Origin of the sequence: Paenibacillus sp. M2, assembly GCF_046713495.1 — a bacterium.
GTDB classification, from domain to species: domain Bacteria; phylum Bacillota; class Bacilli; order Paenibacillales; family Paenibacillaceae; genus Paenibacillus; species Paenibacillus amylolyticus_B.
This window is the reverse complement of sequence record NZ_CP169648.1, coordinates 7,212,673-7,224,760: the sequence shown is the minus strand read 5'-3', so window position 1 is coordinate 7,224,760 and position 12,088 is coordinate 7,212,673. Positions and strand designations below refer to the sequence as shown.

General features: G+C 49.2%; 8 protein-coding genes. 7 read left to right on the top strand and 1 reads right to left on the bottom strand.

All coding sequences use genetic code 11. The features are described 5' to 3' along the window. Nucleotides 1-289: 289 nt before the first annotated feature. The 6 genes from nikA (at nucleotide 290) to ACETMN_RS32740 (ending at nucleotide 7,361) form a co-directional block, all read left to right on the top strand. Nucleotides 290-1,840, top strand: coding sequence for a nickel ABC transporter substrate-binding protein (gene nikA, locus ACETMN_RS32765; RefSeq protein WP_411735603.1), 1,551 nt, complete (start codon nucleotides 290-292; stop codon nucleotides 1,838-1,840). Beyond that, nucleotides 1,840-2,787 carry a nickel ABC transporter permease gene (nikB, locus tag ACETMN_RS32760; RefSeq protein WP_062836581.1) on the top strand — a complete coding sequence of 316 codons (948 nt, stop codon included), beginning with the start codon at nucleotides 1,840-1,842 and terminating at the stop codon, nucleotides 2,785-2,787. Before nikA ends, nikB begins: the two co-directional genes overlap by 1 nt. Continuing rightward, nucleotides 2,784-3,638, top strand: coding sequence for a nickel transporter permease (nikC, locus tag ACETMN_RS32755; protein ID WP_411735602.1), 855 nt, complete (start codon nucleotides 2,784-2,786; stop codon nucleotides 3,636-3,638). Before nikB ends, nikC begins: the two co-directional genes overlap by 4 nt. Continuing rightward, on the top strand, nucleotides 3,635-4,435 hold the full coding sequence (locus tag ACETMN_RS32750; protein WP_411735601.1) for an ABC transporter ATP-binding protein: 801 nt from the start codon (nucleotides 3,635-3,637) through the stop codon (nucleotides 4,433-4,435). Before nikC ends, ACETMN_RS32750 begins: the two co-directional genes overlap by 4 nt. Next, entirely contained in the window at nucleotides 4,432-5,445 is a 1,014-nt protein-coding gene (locus tag ACETMN_RS32745; RefSeq protein ID WP_411735600.1) for an ABC transporter ATP-binding protein, read from the top strand. The genes ACETMN_RS32750 and ACETMN_RS32745 overlap by 4 nt, the downstream gene beginning before the upstream one ends. A gap of 410 nt (nucleotides 5,446-5,855) precedes the next feature. Further along, nucleotides 5,856-7,361, top strand: a complete 1,506-nt coding sequence (locus ACETMN_RS32740; RefSeq protein WP_091012294.1) for a malate:quinone oxidoreductase — start codon at nucleotides 5,856-5,858, stop codon at nucleotides 7,359-7,361. Nucleotides 7,362-7,596: 235 nt separating this feature from the next. On the opposite strand, the gene ACETMN_RS32735 is transcribed toward ACETMN_RS32740, so the two are convergent. After that, a complete protein-coding gene (locus tag ACETMN_RS32735; RefSeq protein WP_411735599.1) occupies nucleotides 7,597-10,686 on the bottom strand; it encodes an ATP-binding protein in 3,090 nt (1,029 codons plus the stop codon). A 177-nt stretch (nucleotides 10,687-10,863) separates the two neighbouring features. Between ACETMN_RS32735 and ACETMN_RS32730 the strand changes: the two genes are divergently transcribed. After that, nucleotides 10,864-12,000, top strand: a complete 1,137-nt coding sequence (locus ACETMN_RS32730) for a response regulator (RefSeq protein ID WP_411735598.1) — start codon at nucleotides 10,864-10,866, stop codon at nucleotides 11,998-12,000. Nucleotides 12,001-12,088: the final 88 nt, after the last annotated feature.

Genomic DNA, 12,088 nt, shown 5'->3' with positions numbered 1-12,088 from the left:
ATCAAAGGTTACTGGTCACATTTTCTGGAAGACTACGAAACAGGGCTATAACTCTTCGAGTAATCTTGCATGGTTCTACCTGTAAACAATCCCGGATCGTAAAGGAAATGCCAACTAATCAAGCCCTCATATGTAACAAAAAACATGAAGAATCCGCTCTCATCCGAGAGTCGGATTTTTTCTCGTTACACCACCAATATAACTCTTGTCAAAACGTAATCATTACGATAAGATAATACTCATTGTGTTTAAATAATAATAATTACGATTAAGAGAGAGGGGCATTACCTTGAATAAAAAGACGCCACTGTTAGCGCTGGTCTCCTTGGCCTTGAGCGCTGGACTGTTGAGCGCCTGCGGATCATCTGAGTCCAGTCCCGCTGCGCAGCCATCCACCGATAATAAAAATGTTCACTTCCTATATAACTTCTCCACCAGCTCGCTAGATCCACATGTTGATTCAAGCTATGTGCCGCTGCGTGCGGGCATTACGGAAACGCTGGTTCGTCTCGATGAAGAGAACCTGACGGTTGCTCCATGGCTTGCCGAGAGCTGGGAGAGCGAAGATGGTCAGCATTGGACAATCGACCTGCGAGACGATGTGACCTTCCAGAATGGTAAGCCGATGACGGGCGAATCCGTTAAGGCATCCCTTGAGCGGGCACTGGAAGAGAATGTAGCCATCCAGAACGCTCTGAAGATTGATACGATTGAAGCCGAGGGTGACAAGCTGGAGATCACCACAACTCAGCCGTTCCCGGAGTTCGCTTCGGAACTGGTGAATCCCAACACGGCGATTATCGACGTGAGTGAGCCGGACGTTGTGAACAAGCCCATTGGCACGGGCCCGTTCAAGCTGACCTCTTTTACCCCAGGCAGCAAGCTGGATCTGGATCGCTATGATGAATATTGGGACGGAGCATCGCCTCTGGATTCCATCACGTTCTCATTCAATGAAGATGCCAACGCTCGCACACTAGCGCTCAAATCTGGGCAGGTAGATATCGTATACCGTCCGGAGGTCGAGAGTCTCGAATCGCTCAAAGCGATAGACGGCATGAAGGTGGAGTCTACATCGACGTTCCGCGTGCATCAGATGACGACGAATATGCAGCGGGAGAGTATGAAGGACCTCAATGTCCGTCGTGCGGTGGATGCGTTGATCGACCGTCAGGGTATCGTGGACACGATCCTGCTCGGATACGGGGAAGCAGCCATCGGACCGTTCCTGCCATCGCTACCATTCGCGCCGACTTATGCAGAGACTGCTAAGCAATCCGGGCCTGATGCCGCAGTGAACTATCTTAAGGAAGCTGGATACGAGCTGCAAAATGGCGTGATGACGAAAGATGGCAAGCCGCTGGAATTGACGTTGTTAACGTATTCAGCTCGTGCTGATCTGCCATTGATCGCCCAGGTGTTCCAATCTGATGCGAAGAAGATCGGTATTAACGTCCAGATTCGCCAGATCGACACGCCGGAAGATTATATGGCTTCCAACCGCGACTGGGATATTGCGACTTACAGTAATTTGACCGCTCCTCGTGGGGATGCTGGTTATTATCTGAATGCAACGTACCATCCGAAGGGTGCCCTTAACTTCAGTGGATCGGAAGATCCGGAACTAACCAAAATCATCGACGAATTGAATCTCACAGTTGCACCGGAGAAGCGCGCAGTGCTTGCCGAAAAGGCAGCCAATTACGTGCATGACAACGTGCTGAATTCCTTCGTGCTGCATCCGGGTACAATCGTTGCCTATAACGGCAAGAAGATCAAGAACTGGGTTACCACTCGCAGTGAATATTACATGATTACCAATAAGCTGGATGTGATGTAATGTTTCGCATTTTGCTTCGGAAGTTCCTTGAGGTATTTATCTTTCTGTTGTTCATTATGTTTGTGAGTTTCCTGTTCATTCGTCTGGCTCCCGGTGACCCGGTACTGACGATCCTGAACGTGGACGAACTGTCTGTTAGTCAGGAGCAGGTCGAAGCTGTACGCGAGGAGATGGGCTTCAACGATTCGCTTCCTGTCCAATTTGGCAACTGGTTGCTCGATTTCGTTCGACTCGACTTCGGCGTATCGTATTCGACAGGTCAGCCCGTCATGCAGACCCTGATGCGTGCACTGCCAGCCACGGCTGAGCTGACGATAGGCGCTCTGCTGGTTATGCTCGTGATAGCGATCCCGCTCGGCTCGCTGTCAGCGCTCCATCGCGGCAGTTGGATTGACCGGGGCAGCCGGATGTTGTCCATTGTGGGTGCGGCGGTGCCAAGCTTCTGGCTGGGTCTGATCCTGATCGACATGTTCGGCGTACGCTTTGGCAATCTGCCGACTATGGGGCGGGATGGATTCACCTCGCTTATTCTGCCATCTCTGACGCTGGGACTTGCCATCTCCAGCGTTTATGTGCGTCTTTTGCGTTCCAGCCTACTAGATTCTCTTAGTCAGGAGTTCGTTCGGTCCGCCCGGGCAAGAGGGTTATCCGAAGGCCGGATCTTCATGCTTCACGCGTTTCGGCACAGTCTGCCTCCTGTGATTACGGTATTTGGCGTCAGTCTTGGCAGCCTGATTGGTGGAGTTGTCGTGATTGAAGTGTTGTTCGCTTATCCGGGGATCGGCAAGCTCGTCGTTGACGCCATCCGCCAGCGTGATTATCCACTGATTCAGGGTTACATCCTGATCATGGCCATCGTGGTATTCCTCGTGAATACGGCGGTTGACCTATCTTATCGTTATTTGAATCCTGAAATGAAACTCAAGGAAAAGGAGGCCCACCGATGAAAACCATACCCCTGCCCATTCCACCTACAAAATCTAAAAAACATAGCTGGCAGGCGATCATTGGTCTGCTGTTTGCACTGCTGGTCATCGTGGCCTCCTTATATGCCTTTTTATACTTAAAACATGACCACACCTTAACCGATCTGCGTGGAAGATTGCAGGGTGCAAGTGCTCTCCATCCGTTCGGTACTGACCATCTGGGACGCGATGTTATGACACGTCTGCTGCTTGGCGGCGGCCAAACGCTGGGTTATAGCTTGCTGGCACTCGGTGCTGCCCTGCTGATTGGCATTCCGTTTGGCTTGATCGCAGGATACAAACGCGGCTGGGTCGATAAGCTGTTCATGCGGATCGCGGATGCCTTTCTTGCCTTTCCCGATACCATCGTGGCGATTGTGCTCAGTGGCCTGCTGGGGGCGGGAATCGGCAATCTGGTGTTGGCGATCGTGATCGTGAAGTGGGTTAGTTATGCGCGTCTCGTTCGAAGTACGGTTTTATCGGAGTCCCAAAAGGATTACATTCGCATCGCCCGCACCAATGGACTTTCGGACGGTCGTATCATGAGAAAACATCTGCTTCCACATATCGCAGGCCATGTGCTCGTGCTGGCCAGTCTCGATCTGGGCAAAATTATCCTGCTCATCTCATCATTATCCTACATCGGCCTTGGCGCACAGCCGCCAACACCTGAGTGGGGTGCGATGCTGAATGACTCACGGCCTTACTTCCAATCTCGGCCAGAGCTGATGATCTATCCTGGTCTCGCTATTGTCTCGGTAGTCCTGCTCGCCAACATGCTGGGCGACTATCTGCGAGACCGCTTTGATGTGAAGAAGGAGGTGCAGCCATGATTCTCTCCATGGAGGAACTGAGCATCTCCAGCCGGGATCGCACCATTGTAGATCGAGTCTCTCTGGCTGTTCGCGAAGGTGAATTCATGGCACTCGTTGGACAGAGCGGTAGTGGCAAAAGCTTGCTCTCGCAAGCCATTGGTCGTCTGCTGCCGCCCAACCTGCATGCATCGGGGCGAGTCATGTTCGAGGGCAGCAACCTGCTCGAACGGAAGCCTAAGGAGATGCGAGCCCTGCGGGGAAGCCGCATCTCATATATTTTTCAAGACTATCAGGGAGCGTTTACGCCATTTCGCAGCATTGGTGGACACTTTGATGAATACCAGAAGGTTCATGGGGAGAAGTCTTCTGCCATCCGTAAGAAACGGGCGGAGGAAGCATTGGAATCGGTTGGCCTTGGCGCTGAATTGCTGCGTCGCTATCCGTTCCAGTTGAGCGGTGGACAGCTTCAGCGGGCTTCTATTGCCACATCGCTGATGCTCTCCCCTCGTCTGCTGATTGCTGATGAGGCAACAACGGCGCTAGACAGTGTATCCGGGCATCGCGTATTGGAACTGCTGGCACGCAAACAAGCGGAGACGGGCTGTGCGATTCTGTTTATCACGCACGACTGGCGCCATGTACGTCGCTATGCCAGTCGTTTGGCTGTTATGAAGGAAGGGCAGATCGTCGAATCGGGCGGCAAGCATCGCATTCTTGACCATCCCCAGCATGAATATACGCGTCAGCTGATCGAGGCTGCTCCCGTTCTGAGCCGCTCACTGAAGTCGGGATTGAAGGAGGCGGGAACAGAATGAAGACGACTTCAAATGAAGAACGCCAAGGATTTGTGCAGTCTGACGAATCCAATGTGCGAGTTCATGACCGTGCTAAAGGCGCAAACCATACAGAGATAGACAATGCAGTTACAGACAATGTGGTCATAGATGCTATAGATACAGATCAGGCAGTCATAAATGCTACAGATACAGATCATGCACATACAGATACCGTTATAGATACCGCCATTGCAAAGACTGCTTCCTCGCCCAGCATCCTGAATTATCCCGTGCTTCGCGTGGAACATCTCAGCCGAACCTATGCAGGTGCAGACCGACCCGCTGTGAATGATATCTCCTTTACCCTGAACCGCGGCGAGTGCCTTGGCCTAGTTGGCGAGAGCGGGTGCGGCAAGAGTACGCTCGCCCGCTGTCTGTTGCGGATTGAAGATGCAGATACAGGCTCAATTACACTGGGCGGACAGGATATCGCGCGGCTGAGCGGCCGACGGTTGCGACCTCATCGGCGAAAGATTCAGATTGTATTTCAGAACCCAATGGCTGCACTGAATCCAAAGCTCAAGATTGCCGACTCGCTAATCGATCCGTACGAACAACTTGGACGGGACGCAGAACTGTCCCACTTTACCTACACGTCAAAGGATGCTTACGTGCAAAAGCTGCTTGAAGCGGTCGAGCTTCCTAGCGATATAGCTGGACGTTATCCGCACGAGCTAAGTGGTGGACAGCGTCAACGGGTCACGATCGCGCGTGCCATTGGCATTGAACCGGACGTTGTCGTTCTGGATGAACCGACCGCCAGCCTGGATGTGATCTCGCAAGGTGCCGTTCTGCAGTTACTCACCGATCTGCGAATATCACTTGGTCTGTCATACCTGTTCATCTCGCATGATCTGGCTGCGGTACATCGCATGAGTCAGCGCATCATCGTCATGCGGGAAGGTCAGATTGTTGATCGCTTTGGCGCAGATGCGTTGTTCGCTGAAGAACGCCATCCGTATACAAAGGAACTGATTTCGATTTTCTGAGTACTCCCCGAAACGCCGTTGGCTGTGATAGTCATTTCAAATCAATAAAGAGCCGCTTAGCGAAACATTCGAGAGCGGCTCTTCGTGCATCCATTTTCACGACTAAATAAGGCTATACAACTTTTCATGTGCCAAGTCCCCCTAAAACCGGGCTCCTTTCTTTGTTTTGAACAAATAAATCTTTCAGGCCTATAACCGGGCTAACGTTCCGATGTAAACTAGCGTATACTGATGGAATAGCAAATATCTTGAAATTGCATATTTAAATTGCTCTATATTATTGATACACTAGATCAAGGTTATAATCATTCAGAGAAGGTGCGATCCCGTTCAAGAATGGGCTTGCTGCAAATGCCAAATCGATAACGCTTACATCCTTTTGGCAAATATAGGATATAAGGACGGTAGACATGAGCCAGGGACAAACGAGTACAGATGTTATCTTGATTGGTGCCGGAATTATGAGTGCAACTTTGGGAACTTTGCTAAAAGAATTGGCACCAGACTGGAATATTAAGGTTTTCGAAAAGCTAGCCACTGCAGGAGAGGAAAGCTCCAACGAATGGAATAATGCCGGAACCGGGCATGCTGCATTGTGCGAACTTAACTATACCGTTGAACGACCAGACGGAACCGTAGATATTAGCAAAGCGATTAAAGTGAATGAACAATTTCAGATCTCAAAGCAATTTTGGTCCTATCTCGTCAATAGCCGTCTGATTCGTAATCCGCGGGACTTCATTATGCCGATTCCTCATTTGAGTTATGTACATGGAGAGAGCAATGTCCAGTTTTTGAAAAGACGTTATGACTCCTTGTCGAATCACCCGTTGTTCGCAGGCATGGAATTCTCGGATGACAAGAAAGAGCTGGCGAAATGGATGCCGCTAATGATGAAAGATCGTACAAGTAATGAACCTGTTGCAGCGACCAAAATTGACTCCGGTACGGACGTTAACTTTGGTGCTTTAACGCGTATGCTAATCAAACATTTGAAGGAACAACACGTGGGCATCCACTACCAACATAGCGTGAAGAATATGAAACGCACCAGCGATGGACAATGGGAACTGTCCGTGAAAAACCTGAAGAGCGGTGCAGTCGAACGCCATAAGGCAAAATTCGTCTTTATCGGCGCAGGTGGCGGAAGTCTGCATTTGCTCCAGAAGACGGGCATTCCGGAAGGTAAACACATCGGCGGATTCCCGGTCAGTGGCATCTTTATGGTGTGCAAAAATCAAAAAGTCGTGGAACAGCATCATGCCAAGGTATATGGTAAGGCTTCGGTAGGGGCTCCGCCTATGTCCGTTCCACATCTGGATACCCGGTTTATCGACAATAAGAAGTCGCTGTTATTCGGACCGTTTGCCGGGTTCTCGCCGAAGTTCCTGAAGACGGGTTCCAATGCTGACTTAATCACGTCGGTTAAGATGCATAATCTGCTTACGATGCTTGCAGCAGGTGTCAAAGAAATTTCTTTGACCAAATATCTGATCCAACAACTGATGTTATCCAAAGAACAACGTATGGCAGAATTGCGTGATTTTGTTCCGGGTGCGAAGAGCGAGGATTGGGATATGGTTCTGGCAGGTCAGCGTGTGCAGGTGATCAAGGATACCGTTCAAGGTGGCAAGGGGACGCTCCAATTCGGTACAGAAGTGGTCACGTCTGCAGATGGAACGATTGCGGCTTTGTTAGGTGCATCACCGGGTGCATCCACCGCGGTTCAGGTCATGCTTGAGATTCTTCAGCGGTGCTTCCCGCAGCATATGGAGGCATGGGAGCCAAAGATCAAGGAAATGATTCCTTCCTACGGCATATCCCTTGTGGAGAATCTGGATCTCCTCAAAGAGGTTCATTCTTCAACAGCCAAGGCGCTGGGATTATCGGATGAAAAACAAGTCCTGCACGGATAACGTTTAGCTTATCGTGTTAGATCATAATGAAGCCATAGAAAAGAGAGCTAAGCACGGGTTTCGTCCCGGCTTAGCTCTCTTTTGGTTTATTTGGTATGTCAGAATCTGAACTTGAGCTTGGAATTGAACTTGAACATGTCCGCTATCATCGCGTTCCCCTTAGAACTTTTACACAAAGCATTCAGATACCGATCGTACAGTATGCCGTTATAGAGTCATAGAACGATCTTATCGCTCAGGCTTTTATGCTGCGGTCCAAAGGGATGACAAAGGAAACTTTCGTACCTTGGCCCGGCGAGCTGACGATGGTCAAACCTTGTCCGTACATCTGGGTCAACCGGCGATGTGTATTGGTTAATCCAATGCCTCCGGTTCCGCCGGGACCTTTCTTGGGCCACGCCAGTGCCCGTTCGATCTGCTCGGGCTGCATCCCCACACCGTCATCCTCGATCTCAATCAAGGTGGACGCTGTTTGGTTGATAATTCGGATATGCACGGTTCCACCCTCAACTTTGCTGAGAATACCATGTCGAACAGCATTCTCAATGAGCGGTTGAATGGTGAGTGGCGGCAGGGATAGATCGAGATCATCGGGAATATCCCAGATGACGTTCAACCGATGCATGAATCGTTCTTTCTCAATGTAGAGATAGGCGCGGGAGAGATCCAACTCATGAGTGACCTCAACCATCTTCTCCGAATTAACAAAATGAAAGCTGGTCTGAAGGTACTCGATAAAAGCATCGCCCAGTTTCTGCATTCGCTCTGTGTCCATCTCACTAAGAACCATGATTGAATTGAGCGTATTAAAAAGAAAATGGGGCTGAATCTGTGCTTGTAAGTAAGCAGCCTCCATGCGCAGTCGCTCATCAATGGATTGTTTCAGTACAATTAGAGACCCGATGCGATGCCTTAATTCAACGGCATCCACGGGCTTGGTGACATAGTCCGTAGCACCGGCCATGAATCCAGCGTATACATCCGCTGGTTCGTTACGGGCCGTCAGCAACAGGATGGGAAGCTCGGATACCGAATAACGCTTGCGTACGTTCTCGGTCAATTCATAACCGGATATATGGGGCATCATGACATCGGCAATCAGTAAGTCCCACGGCTCCTTATCCAACAATTCAAGTGCCTCAAGCGCCGAGGCTGCAGGTTGAATATGGTAAGGTTCATTCGCAAGCATGGAGATCAGTACTCGCAGGTTAACAGGATCATCATCGACGGCAAGAATTCTTGCGGCAGTCTTATCTTGAGAGACGGTCTGCTGTTGCGGCTCTGCAATCGCAATTTCATCGAAGCTGTGAGCGTCCCATTGCTGCTCAGTCTGGTCCGATAGCGATGCGGTGTCTTCCCGTGGAAGCGAGATCTGGAAGGTCGATCCTTGCCCAGGTACGGATTGCACAGTGAGTTGGCCACCATGGAGTTCCGTGAGCTGCTTGCTGATATTGAGACCGAGGCCGATTCCTCCGCTTAAACGAGCCTCTGGGGTCCCCTGTTCATAGGCCTCGAATATTCGCTGTTGTATCTCCTCACTCATACCAACACCTGTATCTGAAACTTGAATCAAGACGTACTCTCCATGTTCCCGAACGGACACGGTAATTGTACCCTCATCGGTAAATTTGAGCGCATTATGCAACAGGTTGTAGAGCACCTGAACAAGTCTTCTCTCATCGGCCTGAATCAACGGCAGTGATTCTGGAACATCCACCTGCATATGGATGGGCTTGCCCTCCGCCATGAATCGGAACATACCGATCACGCCTGGAATGACAGAGGCAAGAGATAAAGGTTTCTTCTGAAGCGTAATACGTTTTTCCTTCAAACGAATGACATCAAGGAGGTCATCAACCAGTTGGGACATGCGTCGGCCGATGGTAACTAACAGCTTCATGTCTTCTGCCTGTTGCCCACCTGATTTACGACGCTCACGGACCGCGATGCTCTCGGCGATATTGATGATCCCGTGCAGCGGTGTACGCAATTCATGAGCCGTATTCACAAGAAACTGATCCTTCTGGCGATCCTCCTCTTTGAGTTGTTCGTACAACTTCTCGATCTCACTTGAATTGCGGAAGTATTTTCTGAACCAATAGGCGGAGAAGCCAAACATGGCCGCAATCACATCGATCGGATAATACACGTTGGTAATTTCGCTATGTGAGTTCACAATTCCCCATAACACGCTTGATAGGCTGCTCGTAGCCGCAAAGAGCAAAAAGCTTGCATCGCTTCGTTTCTCTGCTGCCATTCGGAAGAACAGGTACACAGACCAGCCGATAGCAAACAGATAGAGGAAATCAGAAAGCCCAATCTCAAGTACATGATAGATTAGGGTCACTGGTGCGACGAGCAAAAATAAACAGTAAACGCCAAGCACGCTGGCATACATACGGAACAGTTTACGCCATTGTAGATTATGGGAGAAGCTCTTAGCCATCTGTAAAAGAAAGAATGCGAACAACGGATAGGACAACGCTTTGGCCTTAACGATCCAAGTGAAGTTGAGTGGAATCCAACTCAATAACAGATTGTCATGGTCGGAGGCGACCGTTAGGGCAGCTACCAGTGTTAGCATCGAGAACGTCAGCAGAGCTCGTTCCTTTCGGATAAACAGAAACATGACAAAAGCGTATAGGCTGTGCAAAATCAGTATGGCGAATGTAATCTTTTGCAAGTCAATGGATAGTCCTCGTTCACTTCCAATGGCTTCTGGAGAACCAAAATAGAGAGAGCGTGTGATCCCTCCGCTATAAGGATCGTCAAAATTGGCTGTCTGCACCAAAAGATTGAGTTCGGTAGAACCGTCAAGCACATAGGAAGTTGTAAATGCAGTCCTTTCTGGTCGATAGGCTTCGGCATGAGTGGCAGGTTGGCCGAATTCGGCAACAATGGTCCCGTTCATCTCGATGATCGATGATGTCTGGATTTTCTGAGCCCAGAGAGAGACTTCCTCCACAGATGGATCTAAAAGTATGCGAAGACGGTACGTCCCATATCCGAACGATGATGAGGATTGTGGTAATGCATTACGCCAGTCACCAGGAACTTGAATCCATGAGGATGGGTTATCCGTAATTTTTGCGTCACGAGTAGAGATTAACGCCTGAGGATAAAACTCCCATTCTCCATCCAGGGATATGGGTGAAGTGTTGGCGAGGTCCCAGCCTCGAAGGTCTAACAAGCCTTCAATGGGTTCAGGATGTGCGGGTATAGTGAAAGTCTCGGACCATATCCAGCGAAAGCCAAGCAAAATAGTCAGGAATAGAATCGACAGCAATACATATCGGGGTATCTTTTTATAGGTTATAGGTTTCATGGCAGACTTTAGTTTTCGACAGTTTATTTCAAATTCCTGCATGTCCTCTTCCAAAGATGAACATTTTTTTGAATACCGGAACATAGATTCTATATATAAATGATAGCGGTCCCACGTCAGGATTTATGGTAAAATTATAGATTAAAGGGTGATCAGTGAGCCAGAGGAGTTGTGCATATGAGAGTGATTTTGGTAGATGATGAATATCTCGCTCTGAGCAGGTTGAACAAACTGTTGCAAGAGAGAGAGGATTGCGAAGTTATCGGCTCTTTTCTGACGGCACAGGAAGCCATAGATCAGATCAAACTTCATCTGCCGGAAATCGTCTTCATGGACGTTCAAATGCCGGGGATGAACGGGATCGAGGCAACCGAACGTATCCATGAGGTTTCTCCTGGAACAGAAGTTATTTTCACAACCGCATATAACGAACATGCACTGACGGCCTATGGGCTTGAAGTGCTGGACTATATTATGAAGCCTGTAACGCGTGACCGTTTGGAAAAAACGATGAAGATGTATCAACGCCGAACGGTGTCAGCAAGTCTGAATATAGCAGAAGGGCCATCCATGTTGATCCGGTGTCTGGGGATGCTCCAAGTCCAAGTGCACCCAAATGAGATGCCAAAACATATGAAGTTCAGAACAACCAAGATTAGAGAGTTATTTGCCTATTTGCTCCACCATCGGAACAAACCGATTAAGCGGGATAAGCTACTTGAACTGTTGTGGCCAGAGTTGGATGAGCGGAGAGGTATATCCAATCTGCACAGTGGCATCCATCGCTTACGCAGCATGATGAACGAGTTCATGGGTGAGGACAAGATGGTCATTCGTTATCAACAGTTTGGTTATCTATTGGAGACGGGTGAATTCAGGATTGACGTGGAAGAATGGGAGAGCCGTCTTAACCGATTGCCTCTATTATCTTCGTCTACAATAGCTGAACATCGGCAGACCTCAGATCAATATGAAGGCAAATATTATGGAGAGGACGATTATGTCTGGGCTGAGTTGGAGCGCCAGCGATTGCATGCACTCTGGCGTAACCACGCCATGGAACTCGCACAATATTACATCGAGCTGGGACAGAATACGGAAGCACTCACGCTATATCACCGGGTACAGCAATTCGAGCCATCATTGGAGGAAGTCGGATTGGCCTTAATGAAGACCTATGATCGATTAGGTAATAAAGATCCTGTGATCGCTCAATATAATCAGTTGGTCACTACGTTAGAACAAGAGGCAGGTATACGTCCTGGCCTGGAAGTTGAGTTATGGTACCAACAATGGAAAAATTCGAATATTTGATTGAAATACACAGCCTTGCAGCTTCGTTTGCGAGGCTGTTTTTTTTGTCGTATTTGCTAGTGAAAGGTTTGGTAAGAGTTTGGTAAGA

What these genes read in the sequence shown, in the direction of transcription:
- nikB (WP_062836581.1), top strand. Translation starts at nt 1,840, where the DNA reads ATGTTTCGCATTTTGCTTCGGAAGTTCCTTGAGGTATTTATCTTTCTG.
- nikC (WP_411735602.1), top strand. Translation starts at nt 2,784, where the DNA reads ATGAAAACCATACCCCTGCCCATTCCACCTACAAAATCTAAAAAACAT.
- ACETMN_RS32750 (WP_411735601.1), top strand. Translation starts at nt 3,635, where the DNA reads ATGATTCTCTCCATGGAGGAACTGAGCATCTCCAGCCGGGATCGCACC.
- ACETMN_RS32745 (WP_411735600.1), top strand. Translation starts at nt 4,432, where the DNA reads ATGAAGACGACTTCAAATGAAGAACGCCAAGGATTTGTGCAGTCTGAC.
- ACETMN_RS32740 (WP_091012294.1), top strand. Translation starts at nt 5,856, where the DNA reads ATGAGCCAGGGACAAACGAGTACAGATGTTATCTTGATTGGTGCCGGA.
- ACETMN_RS32735 (WP_411735599.1), bottom strand. Translation starts at nt 10,686, where the DNA reads ATGAAACCTATAACCTATAAAAAGATACCCCGATATGTATTGCTGTCG.
- ACETMN_RS32730 (WP_411735598.1), top strand. Translation starts at nt 10,864, where the DNA reads ATGAGAGTGATTTTGGTAGATGATGAATATCTCGCTCTGAGCAGGTTG.